Origin of the sequence: Haladaptatus sp. W1, from assembly GCF_001723155.1 — an archaeon.
Lineage (GTDB): Archaea > Halobacteriota > Halobacteria > Halobacteriales > Haladaptataceae > Haladaptatus > Haladaptatus paucihalophilus.
In genome coordinates this window covers 15,431-37,800 of record NZ_MEIH01000298.1, presented here as the reverse complement: position 1 = coordinate 37,800, position 22,370 = coordinate 15,431, and the positions used below count along the sequence as shown (strand labels likewise).

The 22,370-nt window shown below is 62.8% G+C and carries 23 protein-coding genes and 2 pseudogenes; 11 read left to right on the top strand and 14 right to left on the bottom strand.

Features of this window, described 5'->3' with window-relative positions; all coding sequences use genetic code 11:
• Positions 1-128 precede the first annotated feature (128 nt).
• Both BG842_RS15040 and BG842_RS15035 read right to left on the bottom strand, forming a co-directional pair.
• Positions 129-1,661, bottom strand: a complete 1,533-nt coding sequence (locus BG842_RS15040) for a DASH family cryptochrome (protein WP_069451378.1) — start codon at positions 1,659-1,661, stop codon at positions 129-131.
• Between the two features lie 9 nt (positions 1,662-1,670).
• Complete coding sequence (locus BG842_RS15035; RefSeq protein ID WP_069451377.1) at positions 1,671-2,456, bottom strand: HAD-IIA family hydrolase; 786 nt, start codon at positions 2,454-2,456, stop codon at positions 1,671-1,673.
• A gap of 139 nt (positions 2,457-2,595) precedes the next feature.
• Here BG842_RS15035 and BG842_RS15030 point away from each other — a divergent pair, with 139 nt between their 5' ends.
• The gene (locus BG842_RS15030; protein ID WP_069451376.1) at positions 2,596-4,275 is read left to right on the top strand and encodes a TrkA family potassium uptake protein; all 1,680 of its coding nucleotides are present in this window, start codon (positions 2,596-2,598) and stop codon (positions 4,273-4,275) included.
• A 9-nt stretch (positions 4,276-4,284) separates the two neighbouring features.
• On the opposite strand, the gene BG842_RS15025 is transcribed toward BG842_RS15030, so the two are convergent.
• Positions 4,285-5,823, bottom strand: a complete 1,539-nt coding sequence (locus BG842_RS15025; protein ID WP_069451375.1) for a stage II sporulation protein M — start codon at positions 5,821-5,823, stop codon at positions 4,285-4,287.
• A 357-nt stretch (positions 5,824-6,180) separates the two neighbouring features.
• Positions 6,181-7,035 (bottom strand): hypothetical protein, encoded by an 855-nt coding sequence (locus BG842_RS15020; protein ID WP_069451374.1) that lies wholly within the window; start codon positions 7,033-7,035, stop codon positions 6,181-6,183.
• Between the two features lie 98 nt (positions 7,036-7,133).
• On the opposite strand from BG842_RS15020, the gene BG842_RS15015 reads away from it, so the two are divergent.
• The gene (locus tag BG842_RS15015) at positions 7,134-7,292 is read left to right on the top strand and encodes a hypothetical protein (RefSeq protein WP_254663201.1); all 159 of its coding nucleotides are present in this window, start codon (positions 7,134-7,136) and stop codon (positions 7,290-7,292) included.
• 13 nt (positions 7,293-7,305) lie between these two features.
• Here BG842_RS15015 and BG842_RS15010 read toward each other — a convergent pair.
• Together BG842_RS15010 and BG842_RS33165 are read right to left on the bottom strand one after the other, a co-directional pair.
• Positions 7,306-7,722: pseudogene (locus BG842_RS15010) on the bottom strand (3-oxoacyl-[acyl-carrier-protein] synthase III C-terminal domain-containing protein); the annotation flags it as partial.
• Positions 7,723-7,771: 49 nt separating this feature from the next.
• Positions 7,772-8,170: pseudogene (locus BG842_RS33165) on the bottom strand (ABC transporter substrate-binding protein); the annotation flags it as partial.
• Between the two features lie 269 nt (positions 8,171-8,439).
• Between BG842_RS33165 and BG842_RS15000 the strand changes: the two are divergent.
• Complete coding sequence (locus tag BG842_RS15000; protein WP_069451372.1) at positions 8,440-9,297, top strand: SDR family oxidoreductase; 858 nt, start codon at positions 8,440-8,442, stop codon at positions 9,295-9,297.
• Positions 9,298-9,497: 200 nt separating this feature from the next.
• On the opposite strand, the gene BG842_RS14995 is transcribed toward BG842_RS15000, so the two are convergent.
• The gene (locus tag BG842_RS14995; RefSeq protein ID WP_069451371.1) at positions 9,498-9,722 is read right to left on the bottom strand and encodes a hypothetical protein; all 225 of its coding nucleotides are present in this window, start codon (positions 9,720-9,722) and stop codon (positions 9,498-9,500) included.
• 15 nt (positions 9,723-9,737) lie between these two features.
• On the bottom strand, positions 9,738-10,058 hold the full coding sequence (locus BG842_RS14990; protein WP_069451370.1) for a hypothetical protein: 321 nt from the start codon (positions 10,056-10,058) through the stop codon (positions 9,738-9,740).
• A 520-nt stretch (positions 10,059-10,578) separates the two neighbouring features.
• On the opposite strand from BG842_RS14990, the gene BG842_RS14985 reads away from it, so the two are divergent.
• The 3 genes from BG842_RS14985 (at position 10,579) to BG842_RS14975 (ending at position 13,222) form a co-directional block, all read left to right on the top strand.
• Complete coding sequence (locus tag BG842_RS14985; protein ID WP_069451369.1) at positions 10,579-11,922, top strand: MmgE/PrpD family protein; 1,344 nt, start codon at positions 10,579-10,581, stop codon at positions 11,920-11,922.
• 369 nt (positions 11,923-12,291) lie between these two features.
• Positions 12,292-12,603, top strand: coding sequence for a hypothetical protein (locus BG842_RS14980; protein WP_254663198.1), 312 nt, complete (start codon positions 12,292-12,294; stop codon positions 12,601-12,603).
• Positions 12,604-12,922: 319 nt separating this feature from the next.
• Entirely contained in the window at positions 12,923-13,222 is a 300-nt protein-coding gene (locus BG842_RS14975; RefSeq protein ID WP_069451367.1) for a hypothetical protein, read from the top strand.
• A gap of 49 nt (positions 13,223-13,271) precedes the next feature.
• Here BG842_RS14975 and BG842_RS14970 read toward each other — a convergent pair whose 3' ends face one another.
• From BG842_RS14970 to BG842_RS31735, 3 genes are read right to left on the bottom strand one after another with little or no spacing between them, the layout of a single operon-like run.
• Positions 13,272-13,460 carry a hypothetical protein gene (locus tag BG842_RS14970; RefSeq protein WP_069451366.1) on the bottom strand — a complete coding sequence of 63 codons (189 nt, stop codon included), beginning with the start codon at positions 13,458-13,460 and terminating at the stop codon, positions 13,272-13,274.
• A 58-nt stretch (positions 13,461-13,518) separates the two neighbouring features.
• On the bottom strand, positions 13,519-13,854 hold the full coding sequence (locus BG842_RS14965) for a hypothetical protein (protein WP_254663197.1): 336 nt from the start codon (positions 13,852-13,854) through the stop codon (positions 13,519-13,521).
• A complete protein-coding gene (locus BG842_RS31735; RefSeq protein ID WP_254663196.1) occupies positions 13,845-13,994 on the bottom strand; it encodes a hypothetical protein in 150 nt (49 codons plus the stop codon). Before BG842_RS31735 ends, BG842_RS14965 begins: the two co-directional genes overlap by 10 nt.
• A 125-nt stretch (positions 13,995-14,119) precedes the next feature.
• Here BG842_RS31735 and BG842_RS14960 point away from each other — a divergent pair, with 125 nt between their 5' ends.
• Both BG842_RS14960 and BG842_RS14955 read left to right on the top strand, forming a co-directional pair.
• Complete coding sequence (locus tag BG842_RS14960; RefSeq protein ID WP_069451365.1) at positions 14,120-14,944, top strand: phosphosulfolactate synthase; 825 nt, start codon at positions 14,120-14,122, stop codon at positions 14,942-14,944.
• Positions 14,945-15,044: 100 nt separating this feature from the next.
• The gene (locus BG842_RS14955) at positions 15,045-15,863 is read left to right on the top strand and encodes an aldo/keto reductase (protein WP_069451364.1); all 819 of its coding nucleotides are present in this window, start codon (positions 15,045-15,047) and stop codon (positions 15,861-15,863) included.
• Between the two features lie 22 nt (positions 15,864-15,885).
• On the opposite strand, the gene BG842_RS14950 is transcribed toward BG842_RS14955, so the two are convergent.
• From BG842_RS14950 to BG842_RS14940, 3 genes are all read right to left on the bottom strand, one after another.
• Positions 15,886-16,821: a phosphorylase gene (locus BG842_RS14950; protein ID WP_069451363.1), complete on the bottom strand. Its 936-nt coding sequence runs from the start codon at positions 16,819-16,821 to the stop codon at positions 15,886-15,888.
• Positions 16,822-16,885: 64 nt separating this feature from the next.
• Complete coding sequence (locus BG842_RS14945; protein WP_069451362.1) at positions 16,886-18,472, bottom strand: acetolactate synthase large subunit; 1,587 nt, start codon at positions 18,470-18,472, stop codon at positions 16,886-16,888.
• A gap of 42 nt (positions 18,473-18,514) precedes the next feature.
• Positions 18,515-19,075, bottom strand: a complete 561-nt coding sequence (locus BG842_RS14940; protein ID WP_254663195.1) for a twin-arginine translocation signal domain-containing protein — start codon at positions 19,073-19,075, stop codon at positions 18,515-18,517.
• Positions 19,076-19,238: 163 nt separating this feature from the next.
• Between BG842_RS14940 and BG842_RS14935 the strand changes: the two genes are divergently transcribed.
• The 3 genes from BG842_RS14935 to BG842_RS14925 all read left to right on the top strand — a co-directional run bounded on the left by BG842_RS14935 (position 19,239) and on the right by BG842_RS14925 (position 22,309).
• The gene (locus BG842_RS14935; RefSeq protein WP_069451360.1) at positions 19,239-20,129 is read left to right on the top strand and encodes a succinate dehydrogenase/fumarate reductase iron-sulfur subunit; all 891 of its coding nucleotides are present in this window, start codon (positions 19,239-19,241) and stop codon (positions 20,127-20,129) included.
• Positions 20,130-20,315: 186 nt separating this feature from the next.
• The gene (gene ctaD, locus BG842_RS14930) at positions 20,316-22,094 is read left to right on the top strand and encodes a cytochrome c oxidase subunit I (protein ID WP_083252551.1); all 1,779 of its coding nucleotides are present in this window, start codon (positions 20,316-20,318) and stop codon (positions 22,092-22,094) included.
• Positions 22,094-22,309, top strand: coding sequence for a DUF6684 family protein (locus BG842_RS14925; RefSeq protein ID WP_007977263.1), 216 nt, complete (start codon positions 22,094-22,096; stop codon positions 22,307-22,309). Before ctaD ends, BG842_RS14925 begins: the two co-directional genes overlap by 1 nt.
• The last annotated feature ends 61 nt before the right edge of the window (positions 22,310-22,370 follow it).

The following is a 22,370-nucleotide window of genomic DNA, read 5'->3' as shown; positions in this document are numbered from 1 at the left end:
CAGTTAAGCGTCTGGACGCCGCGGGTGGGCACCGAACTTCCATCGAATCCCCCCGCCACGGCCACCGCCGACGGATGCCAGAGTTGGTACGCGTGAACGGTCAGAACCGCGTCCGAAAACGGCGACCGCTAATCGTTCGACGCCAGCCACCGAGCCAGCGGTTCGGGGTACTCCTCGCCGAGCGTAACGCCGTATCGGTCCCGTTCCTCGGAGGTGAGCCGCCACGGTTCGTGCGCTTTCTCGTCGGGCACGTCGCGGAGTTCGGGGAGCCAGTACTTGACGTACGCCGCGTCCGGGTCGTAGTGCTCGGCCTGCCACAGCACGTCGAACGAGCGGTTTCGGGAATCGTTGCCGACGCCCGCGACGTACGCCCAGTTGCCGTAGTTGCTCGCCGGGTCGTAATCCACGAGTTTGGTTTCGAAGTACGCCGCACCCTTCCGCCAGTCGATGCGGAGGTCGTTCGCCAGCACGCTGGCGACATTCTGCCGCCCGCGATTCGACATGTACCCCGTCTCGTTCAACTCCCGCATGTTGGCGTCCACGAACGGGATGCCGGTCTCCCCGCGCTTCCACCGTTCGAACTCGGATTCTCCGTCGCCGTCGTCCCCGCTATATTCGTCGCCTCCGTCGTTTCCGCTATCTCCGTGAACCTCTCCGTTCCGCCAGTCGATGGTCCGCCGACGGATTCCCCGCCGTTTGAACGGTTGACTCCCGTGCTTTGCGAACTGGAACTGGAAGAAATCCCGCCACAGCAACTCGAACACGAGCCAGTAGGTCGATTCGTTCGCGACCCGCTCGCGCTCGTACCGCTGGACGGTTTCGACCACCGTTCGAGGGGAGAGGCACCCCGCGTTGAGCCACGGCGAGAGTTTCGAGGAGTAATCCGACCCCAACAGCCCGTTTCGCGTCTCCTTGTACTCGCGGAGACGGTCGCGCGTCCAGACATAGCGCTCCAACCGCTCCAGTCCGGCGGGTTCGCCGCCCTCGAAATCGAGGACGCGTCGCTCGTCCCGGGTCGGCGGTTCGACCCCTAAATCGGCGAACGACGGTATCGTTCCGGGATCGATTTCGTCGCCATCCGCTACCTCCCCCGGCACCGGCGGGAGCGTCGTCGGCGCATCGACGGTGGGACGGACGTCCGCGTCCGAACGCTCGACCGTCTGTCGAAACGTCGTGAACGTGTCGTCGATTTCGGCGACCGGGACGGGCACGTCGTCGGGATGATAGAGCGTGTGCCCCCAAATCGACTCGACGTCGGCATCGACATCCGTTTCCGGGTCGGCGAGTCGCTCGGTGACCGCCCGTTCGACGGCGCGCTCCTCCGGGGTGGGGAGGGCGTGAAAGCACACGAGGTCGGCGTCGATGTCGGCGGCGAGCGACGGGACGACTTCCTCAGGGCGTCCGTGTCGAACGAGCAGTTCGTTTCCCCTCTCCCGAAGCAAGATTCTGAGGGCTTCGACGCTCTCCCGGAGGAATCGCGTCCGGTGACTCCCCGTCTTCTCGTACCGGAACGAATCCTTTCCGCCGTACTCCCGCGACCCGAACTCCCGCGGGTCGAAGCAGTACACACAGCGGAGTCGCTCGGCCTCGCTCGCGACGACGAGGGCGCGGTTATCCCGAACGCGGAGGTCGGTTCGAAACCAGACGAGCGCGGTGTCCATACCGCCCGTTCAGTCCCCGAGCACTTCCCCTATCTCCCTAACTGAGTCGAGTACGTAGTCCGGCGTCACGTCCGATTCGGCGAGTTCACCGCGCGTCGTCACCCCTGAGCGAACCAACACCGTCGTCGCACCGATCCGCTCGCCGAGGGCTACGTCCGTATCGAGTCGGTCGCCGACGACGAGACACTCTTCGGGCGACACGTCGAGGTGCGACAAGGCGGCCCGTCCCGCGTCCGCGGAGGGCTTTCCGAGGACGTGGTTCGGGTCCCGTCCCGCCACGCCGGCGATGGCGTTGATGATGGCTCCCGACCCCGGCACCAGTCGCTCGTGGACCGGAATCGTCACGTCCGGGTCGGTACCGACGAAGGACGCGCCACTTTCGAGCGCCCAGAACGCCTCGGTGAGCGTCTCGTAATCGAACTCGCGGTCGATGGACGCGACGAGGACGTCGGCGGCGTCGGGGTCGTCCCGAACCCCGAACCCGCGCCGTTCGAGCAACTCGCGGAGATACGTTTCCCCGACGACGAACACGTCGCGTCCGGCATGCTCGTCTTCGAGGAACTCCGCGGTGACGAGTGCCGAGGTGAGCACTTCCACGGCGTCGATGTCGATGTCGTGCGTCGCGAGTCGCTCGACGTAGTGTTCGGGCGGCTGCGTCGGATTGTTCGAAAAAAAGAGTGGTGTGATTCCTGTCTCTCGCAACGTCCTCACGGCGTCGGCCGCACCGGTCAGGCTGTTGTCGCCGCGAACGAGCGTTCCATCCACGTCCACTATCGCGCCGCGATAGGTCGCCATTGGCGTGGTAGACGAACCACGGGATGTTGAGTCGTCCGGTGATTGGTGGCGGTCCGGTACCCAACCTCCGACCGTGATTCACACAGAACCTCTCCGGCGGACGGCAGAATGAAGTCCTCCGGCTTACAGTCATACGATAATGGTCGACCGACCCCGGCGCGTTCCGTTTACCGTCTTCTCGTCAGTCACGCGGCAGCGACGCCGGGTGTTTCTCTATATCGCGTCGTTCGTCGGCGTCATCGTCCTGTACACCGTCGCGTACATGTGGGGGATGGCGACGTTCCAAGGCGAAACCCGGACCGTCCTGCAGGCGTTCTCCATCGTCGTCGAGACGTTCACGACGACCGGATACGGGGTGGATGCGGGCCAGTGGACGACGCCGCAAATGCGCCTGCTGATGGTGTTGATGCAGATGTCCGGGGTGATACTCATCTTCATGGCCCTTCCGGTGTTCGTCGCGCCGTGGGTACAGGAGGCGCTTCGCGTGAGTCCGCCGACGACCATCGACGACGTGGAAAACCACGTCGTTATCTGTGGCTACTCGCCGCGCGCCGAGACGCTCATCGACGAGTTTCACTCATGGGACCACGAGTACGTCGTGGTCGTCAGGGACCGGGACGCCGCGCTCAATTTGTACGAACAGGACATCACCGTCGTCCACGGCGACCCCGAGTCGGCCGACGCGCTCCGAAACGTCCACGTCGAGGACGCGGATGCGGTCATCGCCGACGCGACCGACGAGCAGAACGCGAGCATCGCGCTTGCCGTCCGCGAGGTGTCCGAGACGGTTCGCGTCATCAGTCTCGTGGAGAATCCCGACCTGACGAACTACCTCCAGTACGCCGGTGCGGACCAAGTGTTCTCGCCGCGCCACCTGCTCGGTCACAGTCTGGCGGAGAAGGTCACGGCGTCCGTGACGACCGACCTCGGCGAGACCGTCACCATCGGCGAGGATTTCGAAATCCTGGAACTGTCGATTCAAGCCGGGTCGGACATCGACGGGACGAGGCTCGACGAGAGCGGTGTTCGGGAGCGCACCGGTGCGAACATCATCGGCCTGTGGCGGCGCGGGGAGTTCCAGAGCTCGCCCTCCCCGACGACTGAATTGGACGGCGACACGATTTTGCTCGCGGCCGGACGGGAGACGCAGCTCGAACGGCTGAAGGAGATGACCATCTCGGACGGCCGCGGACCCGTTCGGAGTTCGATACTCGTCGCCGGATACGGGGAAGTCGGTTCGACGGTGGAAGAGACGATGCAGTCGAAATCGGTGCGAACCACGGTCGTGGACAGGGAGGAGAAACCCGGCGTGGACGTGCTCGGCGACGTGACCGACGAGGACGTGTTGCGGGAGGCGGGCATCGAGTACGCCAACGCGCTCATCCTCGCGCTCGCGGACGACACGACGACGATTTTCGCCACGCTCATCGCCCGCGAACTCGCGCCGGGCGTCGAAATCGTCGCCCGGGCGAACGAGACGGACAACATCGGAAAGCTGTACAGCGCGGGCGCGGATTACGTCCTCGCCCTCGAAACCGTGAGCGGTCGGATGCTCGCCTCGACCATCCTCGAAGGTGAGGAGATAATCTCGCCCGACAAGCAGATAGAAATCCTCAGGACGACCGCGCCGCGACTCACCGGCCAGACGTTGCGGGATGCGGCGGTCAGAACCCGGACGGGCTGTACCGTCATCGCCATCGAGCGGAACGGCGAGGTCATCACCGACCTCGGCCCGAATTTCGTGGTTCGTGGCGGCGACCAACTCATCATCGCCGGAACGGACGAAGACACGAACGAGTTCGCCGAAATCGCGCAGTGAGTCTTCTGCTCACACGACCGCCGAGGCGACCCACCACGTCACGAACGCTTCGATGAACGCCGCGACGACGAAGACCGGGAACAGGCCGAGCAGGACGTAGTAGACGCGGACGAGTTCGCTCGCAACGGCGTCGACCGACGACCGACCGCGAACGTAGGACCACGCGACCCCGCCGAGATGTAAGCCGAGCGCACCCGCGACGGACAGGCCGGGGATTTCGATGATTCCGTGCGGGAGGATGAGCGCGAGGGCGAACGTGGGGTCGGGAAGGAGGCCGATGACGGCACCGACCACCGCACCGTTGAACAGCAGCGCGACGAGCGTCGGGACGCCGAACCCGAGCCCCGCGAACGCCGCCGTGATGGAGACGAACCAGTTGTTCGCGGCCAGCTTGACGAACACGTCTATCGGGAACGACCCGAAGACGTTGCTCGTCACGTCCGGGCGAACGCTTTCGAGCGTGAACGGTTGGACCGCGAGCCAGCCGCCGACGCCGCCGATCGCGAAGAGCGAGAGCGCGCCGAGAACGAGAAGCGGTCTCCGGCCGAGGAACGTCCGCAGTTCGTGAATCCCACGACCGAATGCGCCGCGGACCGACCCCCGACCGTTGGACACCGCGGATTCCGAATCGAGATACAGCGCCGTCTTCAGCACGCCGAGCGTCGGAAGCACCCCGAAGAAGAGGAGGAGTGCGGCGACTCGACTGACGCCGAGGAAACTCAATCCGGCCGTCGCGACGCCGAACACGCCGAACGACGCGACGACGACGACGATGTAACCCGCGACGCGAGCCTTGTGGTGACGGATGAAACTCCCGCTCCGTCGCAGTCCACCGCGAACGCCAACGTCGTCGATGACGATGGCCTGCGGGACGAACAGGAAGAGCAGGTAAACCGCGAGGAGGACGACGAAGAGCACGAGAGCCAGCACGAGCGACCCGAGGACCGCCGTGACGGTACTCCCACTCGTCACCGCGACCTCCACGACGCCGAACGCGACGAAGACGAGGAAGTACGTGAACAGACGGGCGAGCGACAGCAGGATGAACCTCGTTCCGTCCCTGCTCGCACCGGCGACGCCGGCCCCAATCGCTCGTTCGGTTCGAAGCGGCGTCGGGAGGGGAACGGTGGCCACGTCGCCGTCGGTCGCACTCGCGCGCTCGTTCTGCAGGGACCTCATCACGGCGTGTACTTGTCCCGCCCCGACGAGCGCGCGGGCGACGAACACGACAACGAGACTGCACAGAACGGACGCGACGAGGATGACGATGACCTCGGGCGTAAACGCGCCCATAATCGCGTCTCGCAGTCGCTCCACGGCGGCGGGATTCGTCTCGATTCCGTTCAAATCGCTCCGTCGAAACGCGGCGAATACGGCGTTGAGTCGCCCGGTTCCCGCGAGGAGCAAAAATGCCAGCACGAGTCCCACTATCGGGAACGTCTGTGCCATGAGGTTGATGCTCGCCCCCGCGAGGAACAGCGGGAGGACCGAGGCCGGGCGGCTAAGGAGGACCGTTCGAACCGACGCGCTCGCGTCGCTGAACTTCATACGGGAAACCTCTCACTCGAATTAGATATGTGTGATGGTGAAGAGGGTTGTGCGGTGATGTCGGTTTGGTAGTTGTGATGGTTGGGATGGTGGTGATAGTGGTTTTGTTGCGGTAGTAGTGATGGTTGAGATGGTAGAGGTGGTGGTATTGTCACGGTAGTCGTGAGGGTGAGAACGGTAGTAACAGTGGCACTGTCGCGGTAGTCGTGAGGGTGGGAAGTATCGCGGTAGTTGCGAGCGTCGGAATCGTTTCGAGGATACCGAACGTACCGATGGAACGAATCGTACCGAGAGTGCTGACTACCGTGATGGTTTCGATGGTAGCGATAGTACGAATTGTAACTGAGTGTACGTCGGTTACCGGTTCGCGTCGTATTCGATGGTGAGGAACCGTCGACCGAACACCCACATCGCGTGTTCGGCGTGGATGCCGTCACCCTCCGGAGCCACGCGGAAGCGCTGTTCCATCGGGAGCGCGACCGGACCGAGCGGCGTGCGGAGATACAACCCCTCGTCGCCCGTCTCGCTTCGGGTCGTCAGTTCGATGCCGGTCCCCTCGCCGTCTTCGTCACCGACCGACCCGTCGAGCGTTCGCACGTGCAGGACGGTGCTCAGGTTCGACCACGGGAGCGGGACGGCGATGTTGACGTAGCGGATTCCGTCCCGAACGTGGCTGGCGTAGATGGCGACGAAGACGGCGGTTCCCGTCCCGTCCGTTCGAATCCACGCTCGCGCCCCGTCTCGGGGGTCCTCGTCCGGGTCGATGGCGACGAGTTCGCTGGTGAGGGGGCCGCCGGACGACTGCCACGGGCCGGGGAGGTTGAGCTGTTCGATGCGGCTCGTGAGTCGGGCGGCGAGTGCCGCGCCGACCCGGAAGCCGCGGTGCCAGTGCACCCGATACGCCATGTCGTAGTCCGCGGTGCACTCGTAGAACCGTCTGACCTCCGGGTGCACCTCGTCGGGGTCGAAGTCGGGACGGGCGAACGCCGCCATGTCGTCCATCTCGCCCGACAGTTGCACGCCGGTCGTAACGTCGTTCCGTTGAAGGTAGTCCGAACCTACCCGGGTGCTGGCGACGAGCGGACTCAACGGAACGTCCCGTGTTCGGCGGAATGCCGAACGAGCGCGCCGACCGACCGCGACGACGGAGACGAGAAGTGCGAGAAAGAATCCGACGGCGCGTCGGCGCGGACGGACGGGCCACACGGTCATGCTATACGATTAGTCATCTCCGTATTTCAATTCACTCCCGCCCTGTCACGCGGTTATCGGGCGTATAATAAAGACGCGTGAAGTGTTTTCTCGGTGGTGTGAGCACCTTCGGAATCAACTGGCGGAAGACGTCCGACCGAGGAACGGGCCGACCGGACGCGAAAACCGAACAGTCGGACGACGAGGACGCCGCCCGCCGGTCGTATTCGATTCGCGCCCTCCTTCCCGGACCGTACGTTCGCTACCCAAAGGAGTGACGAGTCGGCCCCGCTACTCGCCGTGCCAGTCTAACACGGTCGCCGCCCACGTGTAGCCCGTCCCGGCGGCGAGAAAGCAAACCACGTCGCCCGATTCGACCAGTCCGTTCTCGATTCCTGCGTCCAGCGCGAGTATCTGGTCCACGCTCTGAACGTGCCCGAACTCGTCCAGATAGTAGTTCGCCGTGTCGAGCGTCGAACAGAGGTAGTCGTGGAACGACCGCTTCATGTGCGTCAACGCAACGAACCCCAGGTCGTCCCGGTCGTAGTCCGACCGCGAGAGCGCGGTGTCGGCCACGTCGAGGAAGTTATCGAGGGTGACCTCGTCCAATCGTTCCTTCATGCCGTCCGGGTCGGGCACGTCCAAGGTGTGGAGCCCCGCCGCCACGGTCGCCTCGCTGGGCGGGTTGCGCGACCCGCCAGCGGGCAGCGTCCATCGCGGTGTTCTCGTTCGCGCGGAAGACGAGATTGTTGCACGTCTCGCCGTCCGAGGTGATGGATGCAGACACGGCCGGTCCGGCGACGTACGGCATGCTGCTCGCCTTGGCCACCGTCTTGATGACCGTCGTCGCCGAGGACGACGACGCACAGCCGAAGAGCATATCGACCTTCTGATCCGTCACAAGGTTCGTCGCCAGTTTCTTCGCCTTGCTCTGGGAGAACCCGGTGTCGCGGACGTACAGTTCGAAATCGGTGTCACCGACCGAAACGACCGTTTTCCCGCTCTTGACGCCGGTCTTCGGTTCGGCGTCGGCTTTGTAGGCCAGTCCCGAGAGGAAGCCCCACAGGCTCTGTTGTCCGTAGTATTTGAGACTCCCCGAAATCGGTTGGAGAACGCCGATTTTCACCGTTCCAGATACGTTCTTGGTCGTCGTCATGCCACCCGTTCCATTGTCGTTCCCCGATTTATCGTCGTTCTTCGTATCGATTGTGTCATCGTTTCCAGTGCACCCTGCTAATCCGGCAATCCCGACCGCACCCGCGGACGTGAGGACGTTGCGCCGTGTCAGTCTCCGGTTCGTCATACCACCTATATCGGGAGTTACGAGCGGCAAATACTGCAGGGTTAACATGTGAACAGAACAGAATCAGGACGGTTCACATATCAACCGTGGATTTTTCGTCGCTATCGCTCGGAGTTTGAAATATGGCAGACGACGCGGTAACGCCGCCGACGTTCGACCCTGACGAGGTACTGCACGTCGAAGACGACCACTTCACGCCCGAGAACGTGGCTATCGTGACGGGTGCGGCCTCCGGAATCGGTCGTGCGACGACGCTCGCACTCGCCACGAACGACCTCACGGTGGTCGGGACGGACGTGGACGAGGACGGCCTGGCAGAGACGACCGACCGCGCCGAGGAGTTGGGACTCGGAGGAAACGTCGAAACGGTAGTTGCCGACCTCACCGACGAGGACGAGATAGACCATATCGTCTCCCACGCGGCGGACGCGGGCGCGGTGAAATATCTGGTCAACGTCGCCGGACTCCAGCACATCGACCCCATCGACGAGTTCCCGGCCGAGCGGTTCGACCTGCTTCACGACGTGATGGTCCGCGCGCCGTTCCTGCTGGCGAAGGCTTGCCTGCCCCACATGCGCGAGAGCGGCGACGGAACGGGCTGTATCGGCAACATGGCGTCGGTTCACGGCCACTACACCACCTCCGATAAGGTGGCCTACAACGTCTCGAAGTTCGGCCTCCGCGGCCTCACGCAGTCCCTCGCGGCCGAGGGCGGCGGCGACGTTCGCGCCTTCTCGGTCAGCACGGGCTACGTGAAGACGCCGCTCGTGACGGACCAGATACCGGACACCGCCGAACAGCGCGGTATCAGCGTGGACGAGGTGGTCGAGGACGTGATGCTGGGCCAAGCGCGCACGAAGGACATGATGACGCCGCAGGACGTGGCGAACCTGTTCGTCTTCGGCTTCTCCAAACACGCGGACCACCTGAACGGCGGCGACCTGCTGTTCGACGGCGGTATGACACTGACCTACGAGTGATTACTGCCGTCACAGACGAGCGACTACTGCCGTGACCGTCGAGTGAGAACCGTCGTGACGTCCGACCGAGCGCCGCCGCTGTGACGTACGAGTCGATACCGCTGTGACACGCGAACACCGCCGCTGTGAACGCGGGACGGTACGAAAAATCGATTCGACGACCGTTCGTCGGGCGCTTCACCGGTGCCGATTCATCTCGCTTAGCCCCACAGCCAATCCGAGAACCACACGGCGAGTCCGAGGACTATCGACGCGATTCCGACGGGTTGGAACGGCGGGACGACCAACATCACGACGCCGGCGGCGATCAGGATGATCGCCAACTCCTCTTCGGCGTACTCCTCGGCGAATTCGACGAACAGCGGTCTGCTGTCCTCTCTCGGTTGTTCGGACGTCGTTTTCTGTTCGGTTTCTTCGGTTGCCATATCGTATTCCCCCAGTTAGTCCGGTATCTCTGTCTCTTCGATCGGTTCCTCCTCGCGGTCGAACTGTCCTTCACCGAGCGCGATGAGGACGGTTCCGATGAGGTCGAGCGGCAACGTGAAGAACGTCACCAACCCGAGCACGCCAGCGGTCATGCTGCCGTACCAGTTGTGACCGTTGTACGCCGACCAGCCCCCCGCGAACTCGATGATCGAGAACACGAGGACGATGCCAGCGAGAATCGCCGCGCCGAGCCCGGTCACGCCGAGCATCTGCCCGGCGGCGCTCGTTATCAACAGTCCGAGCCCCACGATGACGCCGATGACCCCCGCCAACATCAACAGGAAGCCACCTGCTTTGTACGTGCGCGGCGTGTACGTTACTTCAGGCTCACCTACCCGTTCAGTTACTGCAATACGTTTTCACCTCCCCGCGTAGAAGGAGGGTTCCCCGCCACTTACGCCCGTTGTTGGTTCACGAAATCGTATCCGCTCTGATTCGGTCATCTCGCCGTTACTCTCATCTGACACTGTACGATTACAAATTCGGCCGTTCGCGCCGTACCGGAGTTTCGAAACTCGACGAAGGGCCATCTCCGACTCCTCGGCGGAAACCGTCAGCGCGACGGCGACCGTGACCGAGGATTTGGGCACGGACCGCCTCGCGGTGGAAATCAGCGCGGAAACCGACCGGGAAGTCCTCTCCGGCGAGACGACCGTCATGTCGCTTCCGCACGAATAGGGGCGCTACTGCCCGATTCGACGGCCGATTTCCCCCGTATCCTTTCCGCCTGTATCCTCTCTCTCCGTATCCTCTCCGCCCGTATCCTTTTGGGCGTGCCCGTTGCCCACATGAGCCATGACGACGACAGCAGAACTCGCGGATTTCGTCACGGAAACGACCTACGATGACCTTTCGGAGGACACGGTGGACGAACTCAAAAAGCGGGTGCTCGACTCAGTGGGAATCGCCGTGGGAGCGATGGGCGAAAACCCCGTCGAGGCGGTTCGCGCGACCGTTGAGGAGATGGGCGACGGAGATTGCACCTTGTGGGGTGGCGGAAGCGCGTCCCCGCCGGACGCGACCATGCTGAACACGGCGTACGTCCGGTATCTCGACTACATGGACTCGTTTCTCGCACCCGGCGAGACGCCGCATCCGAGCGACAACATCGCCGCCGCAATCGTGTGCGGGGAGTACGAGGGGTGTACGGGAGAAGACCTCATCACCGCCATCGCCGTCGCGTACGAGGTGCAGGCCGAACTGGCGTGGAACGCGCCAGTTCGGGACAGAGGATGGGACCACGTTACCCACACCGTCATCTCGGCGACGGCGGGGGCGTCGAAACTGCTCGGGTTGGACCGCGAGGAAACCCGGTCCGCCATCGGCATCGCCGGAACCGCGCACAACGCCCTTCGGGTGACGCGGACCGAGGGCATTTCGGAGTGGAAGGGTCTCGCCTCAGCGAACGCCGCGCGAAACGCCGTCTACTCAGCGATGCTGGCGAAAAACGGCGTCGAGGGGCCGACGAACCTCTTCGAGGGGCAAAAGGGATGGAAGCAGATAGTCTCCGACGAGTTCGACGTCGACCTGTCGCCGGGCGAGCGCGTCCACGACGTGATGACGAAACGATACGTCGCCGAGACGTACGCCCAATCCGCCGTGGAGGGTATCATCGAACTGGCGGAGCGCGAGGACATCGACCCCGACGACGTGGAATCGATTCACCTCGATACGTTCGCGGGTGCGAAACTCATCATCGGCGGTGGCGAGGGGTCGCGCTACGAGGTGGAGACGAAGGCGCAAGCCGACCACTCCCTGCCGTACATGCTCGCCGTGTCGCTCATCGACCGCGAGATGACGAACGCGCAGTACGACCCGGACCGAATCCGGCAGGACGACGTACAGGAACTGCTCCGGACCGTCGAAGTGGAGGAGGACGAGGACCTCACGGACCGCTTCGAGGCGGGCGAAATGCCCGCGAACATCGACGTGGTGATGGACGACGGCACGACGTACCACGTCGAGAAGGACGACTTCGCGGGTCATCCGAACAACTCGATGTCGTGGGAACAGGTCGAATCGAAGTTCGAGCGGATGGCCGAATCCCGGTACGACGAGGCACACCGGGAAGACATCATCGAGACGGTACACGGACTCGAAGACAGGGATGCCGACGACATCGTCCGGTTACTCGACTAACGGCGGCGCGTCAGCCCGCGGTTAACTCCCGGATATGCTGTCAATGGATAGCATATAACTCAGCTGGCAGCTCGGACATATCCTATGGAAAATGATATTTATCGACCGGTCGGCTGTGCTTTATCCGACAAGTTCGCCGAACCGTTTTGGACTGAAAGTCCTGAATTCGGCTGTATCGAGCGGTTTATCCTGCTTACCTCTCCTCGATGAAGGTAGCCAGAAGGTACCGACCGGCCGCGTCGAAAAAACGGTCCTCTCCATTGAAATACAGTTGGGGCGACACGAGAAAGTGGACGATGAACACACGACGACGTGTCGGTGTCGTCCAAGGTGAATACAATGAAAAAAGGATTCAAAGTTCTCCTCGCGATGAGTCTGGTCGCCAGTCTCTTCGTGATGGGCTTCGCCGGAAACGCAGCGGCCACAGATCGCCACCACCGTCACGGGGGCGACCATAGCGTACAGTACAGTGAACAGCACGCTTGGTCTGGTGTGAACCAGGACCAGTACGTCGCACAGGGTAACTGGAACAGCCAGGACGACAACTACGCAGTTTCTGCTGCGATCGGCGAGGACGCTGAGTCCGACGACGCAACGGCGATTCAGGCCAGCGCCCAGAGCAACCAGAACTCGCAGAGCGCGTGGTCGAACGCGGGTAACTGGAACGAACAAGAAAACTGAAGCGACGTCACACGTCGCAATTCGAGGGAATGTCCCCTCGAGCTATCCAGATTCGATTTTTTGTCCGGTTTCTCACGACGAGTGGCTACGCTACGTTTGGCGCATGTTCAATTCTCACCGGAATCTGATAGAATTGTATCTGGAACTGATACTACTCCCGCTAACGGATCTGAAACCGGTAATATGGGCGGTATGATGCTTTAGAGGGGAGGAGATACTCTTGGGGATGCGTCTCTCACACGTCACGTAACCGTCGTTATCCAACAAGCGACGGCCGAATAACAAAGGACCAACGGCACGTCGCTCTCGCCGACCAGCCATGAGTTTTCGTCCATCGTCGTCGAGATCCCGAACGTCCGTCGGTCTCCTCCTGCTCGTCCTCTCGTTTAGCGTCCTCGGCATCGTCACGGTCGGAATCACGAGCGCGACAGATACACGGACGGACACGCGAGTCGATGACACACGGGTCTCCGACTGTCCCACCGATGGGGGAGCGGGAAACGACGTCGCGTGGCACCTCCAGCGCTACGGCGCTGGCTGTGAGCGAAACGACTTCGTTCGCTTTCCGGCGGGTGAGCAGATAGACCGCATCGGCGAACCGCCGTGGGTGCCGCTGTAGCGGGTCGTCGCGCCGACTACCGAGCGAGATCCCGAGACTGCACTCCCAGCTAGTCCAAGAGCGGTCGAATGTCGTCCAGTCTGTCCTCGCCGTCGGCGTCGTCCCGTTCGACGTCGATTCCCGGAGAATCCGTGATCGTTCCGTCCTCGGCCACCGACGCGCGGAAGCCGACCTGATACCTCGTCGTTCGCCGTTCGCTTCCCTTCAGTCGAAACAGGCCGTCTCTGTCGCGCTTCAAACGCTCGCTACCGACGAGAAATGCCGGGTTTCCGCACGTCGCGCGTCGAACGACCCGCCTATCGATATCCGTGTTCGAGTCCCAGTGAACGCTTTTCTTCCGCTATCGGTTCCGTTCCGGGTTCGGCGTCGGATTCAGGTGACAGACAGTCCCGACAGTAGACGTTTTCGCCCCAGTCGAGCGTTCTGAGCGGGATGCCGAAGGCGACCTGCTGTTTGGCGTACCGCCGCCGCTCGCCGTCCTCGGTTCGACCCCCACAGCAGTCACAGCGAACCCGTTCGTCGGTTTCGATGGGCTGGATGTCGGTGCGGTGTTTCACCCCGAAGCTCGTCAGCGAGTATGCCACACGTCCTCGGGAGAACGCCCACGTCATCCCCAACAGGGTCATCCCCATGCGAGCGTCCCGTCGTCGATTCCGAAGTACGAGTCCGGGCCGATGAACGAGACGGCGACCACCGCCATCGTGGTGAGCAAAAAGATATCGTCGAAGCTCATCGACCGAATCTCCGACGCGAGCGATGGTGGAGAGCCCATACCTGTAAAATTCCGAACCACGTTCCTTCAGCGTTTGGCGAACGAATATTCTATTGTGATATTGTCATTTACTGCGACGCCCAACGCCTTTAGTATCTGTTCGTCGTACCCCGTCCGGGGGTTTCATGACCGACAGAGCATTCGACTTTCTGCACGTCAACGAGCGCGAATCGAAACCGCGGGAGAAGGGTATCACCGAGATGCGCGGGCCGTACTACGACCCGATGGGGCCGCGCGAACTGCAGGACATCCTCGACACGATGGGCGAGTACGTGGACATCTACAAGTTCTCGGGCGGGTCGTTCGCGCTGATGCCCGAGGACGTGGTGGAGGAACTCATCACCGTCTGCCACGAGTACGACGTTCAGGTTTCGACCGGGGGATTCATCGAGAACGTCCTCGTCCGCGACAACGACAAGGTAGAACAGTACATCGAGGAGGCCGGAAACCTCGGTTTCGACATCGTGGAAATCTCCTCGGGGTTCATCGCCATCGACACCGACGACCTCGTGGAACTGACCCGACTCGTTCAGGACCACGGCCTGAAGGCCAAGCCCGAAATCAACGTCCAGTTCGGCGCTGGCGGGGCCTCTTCGGTCGAGGAACTGGAGAGTGAGGCGGCCATCGACCCCGCGAGCGCCATCGAGGAGGCTCACCGTCACCTCGAAGCAGGCGCGTACAAAATCATGGTCGAATCCGAAGGAATCACCGAGCGCGTCCGCGACTGGCGGACCGACGTGGCCTTCGAGATAGCGAACGAAGTCGGCATCGAGAACTGCGTGTTCGAGGCCGCCGACCCGCAAGTCTTCGAGTGGTACATCAAGAACTTCGGGCCGGAGGTGAACCTGTTCGTGGACAACTCCCAAATCGTCGAGTTGGAGTGTATGCGTTCGGGCCTGTGGGGGAAGAAGAGTTCGTGGGGGCGCGTGGTGTCGTACGACGAGGAATAGCGGCGGAACGACGAGGTGTCATGGCGGAGTATCGGGAACGCCGTTCGAACCTCACCAGTCCGCCAGTCGATATTTACCGTCCCGCACGCATACGAACGATATGGAGTACGAGACGATTCACGGAGAGGAGATTCCGAAGGTCGGGCTCGGAACGTGGCGGATGGAGGGCGCGACGTGCCGCGATGCGGTCGGAACCGCGCTCGACCTCGGCTATCGACACATCGACACCGCGCAAGCCTACGGCAACGAGCGGCAGGTCGGGCAAGCCATCGAGCACTCCGACGTCGACCGCGACGACATCTTTCTGACGACGAAGGTGTGGCCGATGCACCGCAAACGTCCCGACATCGTGAACTCCGTCCACGAGAGTCTGGCGCAGTTGGGGACCGAGTACGTAGATTTGCTCCTCATCCACTGGCCGAACCCGCTCGCCTCGACGGGCGAGGTGATGCGGACGCTCTCGGACCTACAGAGCGACGGGGTGGCCCGCCACATCGGCGTGAGCAACTTCGACACGGAGCAGTTGGAGACGGCGCGGGAGGAGGCGACGGTGGACGTGTTCACCGACCAGGTGCAGTTTCACCCGTTCAACCCGCAGGCGGAGTTGCTCAACTACTGCCAGCGAAACGACGTGCTGCTGACGGCCTACAGTCCGCTGGCCCACGGCGGCGCCATGCACGACCACGTTCTCACGGAACTCGGGACGAAGTACGACAAGTCCCCGGCACAGGTCGCGCTCCGGTGGGTGACACAGCAGGACGGCGTGGTGACGATTCCGAAATCGACGAGCGAGGCGCACCTGAAACAGAACCTCGAAATCTTCGACTTCGAATTGACCGAGACGGAGATGGCGCTCGTGGCGCGCCCCTCGCGCCTTCGCACGGGAATGTCGATGCTTCGCGGCCGGTTGGGACGGTAGTTTACAGCCTTCGAACTCGGTTTCACCCGTCGAACGACGCGCCATCGGTGCGGAGTTCGTCCACGATTGCCGACCCGACGTCGACGACGTTTTCCAGCGCGGCGTCGAACGTTTCCGCCTCCGCGCCCTCGTGGAGGCTTTCCCGCATCGATTGCCCATCGTACGGTCGGTCGAAGTTGACGACGCCGCGGACGCTCAGGAACCTATCGAGCACCCCGAACCTGTCGAGGGCCGTCGCGGTTCCCATCTCCTCCATCTCGGTCGTGGCGTAGGTCCCGACGTCGTACTCGTCCACGAGCCACTGGGCTTGCTCGGACACCGTCTCGCCGTGCCAGAACTCGTCGCTACAGAGCGTCGTTCCGACGGCCACGCTCGGGTCCGACCGCGCAGCGTCCTGCGAGTACTGGTTTCGGTACTCTCTCATACCGGGAGCGTCGCGCAGTTCGACCGACTGTCCGGCGTCGAGAGCCACGGCCACGAGGTCGTCGTCGAGGTGATAGACGTAATCGTGTGGACGATACGAGAACAGTTCGAGGGGATGATTCCGTTCTTCCTCCGTTTTTCCGTCTCGGGCGACCCACCGATGTTTGATATCCCAATCCACGATGTGGTCGGCGACGAATACCGACCCGAGCGTTCCAACGTCCGGCGGCGACCCGGCGATGCCGACCGTGATGAAGTACGTCTCCGAGCAGTCGAACCGCTCTCCAGCGAGAATCGCGGTCACGGTCGCCGCGGCGGCGGCTTTTCCCATCCCCGTTGACGTGATTCCGATACCGTCGTCCGTGTAGTAGACGGGCATGTTCGCGCCGGGAACCGACGCCGAGTTTTCGAATTCGTACGTCGAGAGCCACCGTTCGAACTCGTCGGGGAGGTCTTTCTCCATCTCGAAATCGTCCGCCGCGAAGGCGGGCAACAGGAGTACGTCGAGCGAAATCCGCTCTGTCGTATCCGTCATGTAAAAGCGCGTTCGGTAGCGTTCCTATAGAGTTTGGTGACCGATGTCGGCAGAACTCGTGTTCTCAAATTCGTTTCTCCACCGGTATCTCGACCAACGTCATGTCCTCGCTCTCGACCGCTTCGGTCAGCGCCGCGTCGATTTCGTCCCACGTCTCGGTCCGCGTGGCGTCGATGCCGAAGCTTTCGGCGAATTTCACGAAGTCGGGATTCGTCAGGCCGGTCCCGAAGTGTTCGCCGAACTCCTCCTCCTGTTCCTCGGTGATGAGTCTGTACTCGGAGTCGTTGAAGACGATGATGGTGTACGCACAGCCGAGTCTGGTCGCCGTCTCTATCTCCGCCGCGTTCATCATGAACCCGCCGTCCCCCGTGGCGACGACGACGTTCGAATCGGACGCGAGGTCGGCCGCCAGACCGCCCGGAACGCCGATTCCCATGCTGGCGAGGCCGTTCGAGACGATGACCGTGTTCGGTTCGTAGGTCGGGAAGTTCTGCGCGATGGCCATCTTGTGGCTGCCCACGTCGGAGACGAGCACGTCCTCGTCGGCCATCGCCTCCCGGAGGAATGGGAGGACGCTCGTCACCGTCACCGGGTCGTCGGACTCGGGGTGCCGGGTCGTCTGCTCGGCGATGGCCTCGCGCTGGTCGCGGTACCATCCGGCGGGGCAGGCCACGTCGAGTCGCTCCCGGAGCGCGTCGAGTCCGGCGGAGATGTCACAGACGAGTTCCACGTTCGGGTTGTAGTGTTCGTACACCTCGGCGGGTTCAGAGTCGAGGTGAACGATGTCCTTGTCGCGGTCGGGATTCCAACTTTCGGGGTCGTGTTCGGCGATGTCGTAGCCGAGCGTGAGCACGCAGTCGGCCCGCGCAATGGCGTCCGCGGCCTCGCCGTTTTCGCCCGAGTCGAGCGTGAACAGGGAGTGCTCGTCGGCGTCCGAGAGCGCCCCCTTTCCCATGTAGGTTCCGACGACGGGAACGTCGGTCTCGGAGACGAACTCGCGGAGGCTCTCTGCCGCCCGTTCCCGCACCGCACCGTTGCCGGCGATGACGAGCGGTCTGTCGGCCCGTTGGAGCAGTTCGGCGGCGTGCTCGACGGACCACTCGTCCGGGTCGGGCCGCCGCACCCGACGAGTGAATTCGAGCGGTTCCGCGCTCGTTTCCTCGGCCGCGACGTCCTCCGGGAATTCGAGGTGTGTCGCGCCGGGTTTCTCGTATTCGGCGAGTTTGAACGCTTTGCGGACCGACTCGTTGATGGTTTCCGGGTCGGTCATCTGCGTGTTCCACTTCGTCACCGACCGGTAGGTGTGGAGCACGTCGAGCAGTTGATGGCTCTCCTTGTGCTGGCGCTCGAGTCCGGCCTGTCCGGTGATGGCGACGACGGGGCTCTTGTCCAGATGTGCGTCCGCGACCCCCGTCAGGAGGTTCGTCGCGCCCGGCCCGAGCGTCGAGAGGCAGACGCCCGCACGTCCGGTCACCCGTCCGTGCACGTCGGCCATGAACGCCGCACCCTGTTCGTGTCGAACGGGGATGAACTCGATGTCGGAGTCGCGGAGCGAGAAGAGGACGTCGCCGAGTTCTTCGCCCGGCAGGCCGAACACGTACTCGACGCCCTCCTGCTCCAGACAGTCCACCAGCAAGTCGGATGCTTTCATCGCCCGGAATACGAGGAAGAAGGATTAGTGCTTGGTGGCGGGTCAGCAGTTGACCGGCTTCACGCTATCGACGGCGAGCAGGCGACAGCCGCTTCCCGTCTCGGCTTCGAGGAGCAGGCTCCGGTCGCTCGAACACAGTTCGAGGTCACAGCTACAGAACGTCAGTACGGTGTCGCCGTCGGCGTCGCCGTCCACGTTCTCGTTTTTCACGCGACACGCCGGTGCGGACCGCCCGTCGGTCTCCGAGAGCAGGCCGTCGATGTCCGCGCAGGAGATGTCTCGCCACTTCGGATTTCGGTACTTCTGACAGCGCCGCGATTCGAACGGTGCCCGGGCCGACGACGGAACCAGACGAACGCTCTCGGGTTTCACGTTCGGCCAGCCGATGTAGACCGTGACGGGTACGTCCGCCCGCGCGTTCACCGTGTTCGGACAACAGCCGGGTTTCACGTCCATCCAGCAGGTCTTACAGCAGTCTTCCGTCTCGTCTTGCGCACTCGCCTGCCCGACGAGCGAGGGGACGCCGAAGGCCACCCCGACGGTGGCGAGGGCACCCCGTTTGAGGATGCGTCGTCTGCTCTGTGTGTGTCGTTTGGATTCCATGCGAATCGTTCCTGCATGGTCGCCCAACATGTTACCGTTTTTGTCCGTTTCAGAGAGATGTTCGTCAAATCGTCGTTCCGTCGCTCGCCATCCGACCGAAATGGCATATCGACGACGGGGTTTATCCTCGTTCGGCCCGTGATACCCGTTCGAGGGGGTTTCGATGAGCCAACAGGAAGGGGAAATGGAGCGACAGGAGTCCGAAGAGGAAGTGGAACAGGCTGGAAGAGCGACCGAATCGTCGCCACAACAGCGCCGACTGGAGCGCAAGGCGCGGCGGCGACGGGAGCGCGAAGCCGAGGCGGAACGGGCCGCCGAATCGCCGGACGAGTCGGTTCACCTCAAGGTGTTCCGGTACGACCCCGACGTGCCCGAGAAGCAAAAGCCGCGGTTCGACCACTTCTACGTCCCGGACAAACGGGGGCTGACGGTCCTCGACGCGCTCATCTACGCCCGCGACCACTTCGATTCCACGCTGACGGTGCGCCACTCGTGTCGGCAAGCCATCTGCGGGAGCGACGCCGTGTTCATCAACGGGTCACAACGGCTGGCCTGCCAGACGCAGGTGTCCGACCTCGACAGCCCGGTGCAGGTCGAGCCGTTGCCGCATCAGGAGGTCATCAAAGACCTCGTGGTGGAGATGGAGCACTTCTACGACCAGATGCACGCGGTCGAACCCTACTTCCAGACGGACGAGAAGCCGGACGACGACCTCGAAGAACAGCGCCAGTCCCGCGAGAACCGCGAGGAAATAAAGACGGCAACCCGGTGTATCTGGTGCGGTGCGTGCATGTCCTCGTGTAACATCGCGGCGGGCGACAATCGGTATCTCGGCCCGGCGGCCATCAACGCGGCGTACCGGTTCGCCATGGACGAACGCGAGGGCGAGTCCGTGACGGAACATCGACTGAACCTGATGGACCAAGAACATGGCGTCTGGCGCTGTCAGACGCAGTTCTCCTGTACCAACGTCTGCCCGAAGGACATCCCGCTGACACAGCACATTCAGGAACTGAAGCGGGAAGCGGTGAAGAAAAACCTCTCCTTCTGGTAACGCCCGGTTCGGCGCGTCGGCCGTGCGTTCCCCGTCGCCGTCCGCCACTTGATTTGTCGTGCCACGCCTTTTTATCGGAGCGTTTCACATCGAATACATTTCAGGTCATACATGGAACTCGTGTGGCCACGCAAAAAATGACAAACGACCGAAACGAATTACTCCTTCCCCGCCGACCATTGTGTGATGGCAGCGCTTACCACATCATTGGCGCTCTCCATTCTGATGGGTGGGTTCCTTCTCGTCGTCCTCTACTTCATCCTCCAAGTCGAGGACTGGCGGTCGTACACACCCACCGGTGGGGGGTTCGGTCGCGGCGAAGAGCAGGGGGTCGGCTACGCACAAAAGCCCTCGGGGATACTCCGTTGGCTGACGACCGTCGACCACAAGGATATCGGCATCCTGTACGGCATCTACGGGTTGGTCGCGTTCGCGTGGGGCGGTATCGGCGCCCTGCTGATGCGAACCGAACTGCTCTCGCCTGATACGATGTTCCTTCAGGCGCAGGCGTACAACGCTCTGATGACGACCCATGGCCTCACGATGTTGCTCCTGTTCGGGACGCCGATGATTGCGGCGTTTGCGAACTACTTCATCCCGCTCCTCATCGGCGCGGACGACATGGCGTTCCCGCGCATCAACGCCATCGCCTTCTGGCTGCTACCGCCCGCGGCGATTCTCGTTTGGATCGGCTTCCCGCTCGGGGCAATCGGGTCGGGCATCCAACCGGCACAGACGAGTTGGACGATGTACACGCCGCTTTCCGTTCAGCAACCGAGTCCGGCGACGGACCTGATGCTCCTCGGTCTGCACCTCTCGGGAATCAGTACCACGATGGGAGCCATCAACTTCATCGCCACCATCTTCACCGAACGCGGCCCGAACATCGGGTGGGAGAATCTCGATTTGTTCTCGTGGACGATGGTCACGCAGTCGGGGCTCATCCTGTTCGCGTTCCCGCTGCTCGGTAGCGCCATCATCATGCTCCTGCTCGACCGCAACTTCGGGACCACGTTCTTCTCCCCACAAGGCGGCGGCGGTCCGATTCTGTGGCAACACCTCTTCTGGTTCTTCGGCCATCCGGAGGTGTACATCCTCGTCCTCCCGCCGATGGGGTTGGTCAGTCTCATTCTACCGCGCTTTGCGGGCCGGAAGCTGTTCGGGTTCAAGTTCGTCGTCTACTCGACGCTCGCTATCGGCGTCCTGTCCTTCGGCGTCTGGGCGCACCACATGTTCGCTACCGGCATCGACCCGCGCATCCGTCTCAGTTTTATGGCGGTGTCACTTGCCATCGCGGTGCCCAGCGCCGTCAAGGTCTTCAACTGGATTACGACGATGTGGAACGGAAACATCCGCCTGACGGCACCGATGCTGTTCTCTATCGGGTTCATCCAGAACTTCATCATCGGGGGCGTGACGGGCGTCTTCCTCGCCTCGATCCCGGTGGACCTCGTGCTCCACGATACCTACTACGTCGTCGGCCACTTCCACTTCATCGTGATGGGTGCCATCGGGGTCGCCCTGTTCGCGGCGTTCTACTACTGGTTCCCGATTTACAGCGGCAAGATGTACCAGAAGTCGCTCGCCCACTGGCACTTCTGGCTGACGATGATCGGAACGAACGTGACGTTCTTCGCCATGCTGTTCCTCGGCTACGGCGGCATGCCCCGCCGGTACGCGACCTATCTCCCGCAGTTCACGACGTGGCACCAGGTCGCCACGCTCGGTGCGTTCATCCTCGGCATCGGCCAGTTTATCTTCGTCTGGAACATCACCCAGTCGTGGCTCGAAGGCCCGGCGGTCGAAAGCGGCGACCCGTGGGCGCTGGAGGAGGAAGGCATGCTTTCGCCCGAGTGGGTGTGGTTCGAGAACCGACGCGAAACCGCGCTCGCCGACGGTGGCGACGGCGATGGCGACGGATTGACGGACGGCGGTTCGGACGAGGCCACGGGAGGTGACGACTGATGGCCACCTACTCCGTCTTCGACCGCGAGACGCTGCTCGACATCGTGGTGAACATCGTTCCCCTCATCATCCTCGGGTTCTTCTTCGTCCTCTTCTTCGTAACGTCGCCGTATCCGCCGAACGAACTCTACCGCGTCCTCGGTCTGCTGTTGCTCGTCGTTCCGTTCGTCCTGCTCGGGTTGCTGACGTGGGTCGCCGCCCACTACGTCGGCTGACCGGTCGAGCGGTCCGCGGATGACCGCGACCGCTCGCCCCGCTCGTCGGCTTCACTTCCCG

Bases quoted from the DNA above. Each gene is read 5' to 3' on its own strand.
- BG842_RS15040 (WP_069451378.1), bottom strand. From the start codon at position 1,661: ATGGACACCGCGCTCGTCTGGTTTCGAACCGACCTCCGCGTTCGGGAT.
- BG842_RS15035 (WP_069451377.1), bottom strand. From the start codon at position 2,456: ATGGCGACCTATCGCGGCGCGATAGTGGACGTGGATGGAACGCTCGTT.
- BG842_RS15030 (WP_069451376.1), top strand. From the start codon at position 2,596: ATGGTCGACCGACCCCGGCGCGTTCCGTTTACCGTCTTCTCGTCAGTC.
- BG842_RS15025 (WP_069451375.1), bottom strand. From the start codon at position 5,823: ATGAAGTTCAGCGACGCGAGCGCGTCGGTTCGAACGGTCCTCCTTAGC.
- BG842_RS15020 (WP_069451374.1), bottom strand. From the start codon at position 7,035: ATGACCGTGTGGCCCGTCCGTCCGCGCCGACGCGCCGTCGGATTCTTT.
- BG842_RS15000 (WP_069451372.1), top strand. From the start codon at position 8,440: ATGGCAGACGACGCGGTAACGCCGCCGACGTTCGACCCTGACGAGGTA.
- BG842_RS14995 (WP_069451371.1), bottom strand. From the start codon at position 9,722: ATGGCAACCGAAGAAACCGAACAGAAAACGACGTCCGAACAACCGAGA.
- BG842_RS14990 (WP_069451370.1), bottom strand. From the start codon at position 10,058: ATGTTGGCGGGGGTCATCGGCGTCATCGTGGGGCTCGGACTGTTGATA.
- BG842_RS14985 (WP_069451369.1), top strand. From the start codon at position 10,579: ATGACGACGACAGCAGAACTCGCGGATTTCGTCACGGAAACGACCTAC.
- BG842_RS14980 (WP_254663198.1), top strand. From the start codon at position 12,292: ATGAGTCTGGTCGCCAGTCTCTTCGTGATGGGCTTCGCCGGAAACGCA.
- BG842_RS14975 (WP_069451367.1), top strand. From the start codon at position 12,923: ATGAGTTTTCGTCCATCGTCGTCGAGATCCCGAACGTCCGTCGGTCTC.
- BG842_RS14965 (WP_254663197.1), bottom strand. From the start codon at position 13,854: ATGGGGATGACCCTGTTGGGGATGACGTGGGCGTTCTCCCGAGGACGT.
- BG842_RS31735 (WP_254663196.1), bottom strand. From the start codon at position 13,994: ATGGGCTCTCCACCATCGCTCGCGTCGGAGATTCGGTCGATGAGCTTC.
- BG842_RS14960 (WP_069451365.1), top strand. From the start codon at position 14,120: ATGACCGACAGAGCATTCGACTTTCTGCACGTCAACGAGCGCGAATCG.
- BG842_RS14955 (WP_069451364.1), top strand. From the start codon at position 15,045: ATGGAGTACGAGACGATTCACGGAGAGGAGATTCCGAAGGTCGGGCTC.
- BG842_RS14950 (WP_069451363.1), bottom strand. From the start codon at position 16,821: ATGACGGATACGACAGAGCGGATTTCGCTCGACGTACTCCTGTTGCCC.
- BG842_RS14945 (WP_069451362.1), bottom strand. From the start codon at position 18,472: ATGAAAGCATCCGACTTGCTGGTGGACTGTCTGGAGCAGGAGGGCGTC.
- BG842_RS14940 (WP_254663195.1), bottom strand. From the start codon at position 19,075: ATGGAATCCAAACGACACACACAGAGCAGACGACGCATCCTCAAACGG.
- BG842_RS14935 (WP_069451360.1), top strand. From the start codon at position 19,239: ATGAGCCAACAGGAAGGGGAAATGGAGCGACAGGAGTCCGAAGAGGAA.
- ctaD (WP_083252551.1), top strand. From the start codon at position 20,316: ATGGCAGCGCTTACCACATCATTGGCGCTCTCCATTCTGATGGGTGGG.
- BG842_RS14925 (WP_007977263.1), top strand. From the start codon at position 22,094: ATGGCCACCTACTCCGTCTTCGACCGCGAGACGCTGCTCGACATCGTG.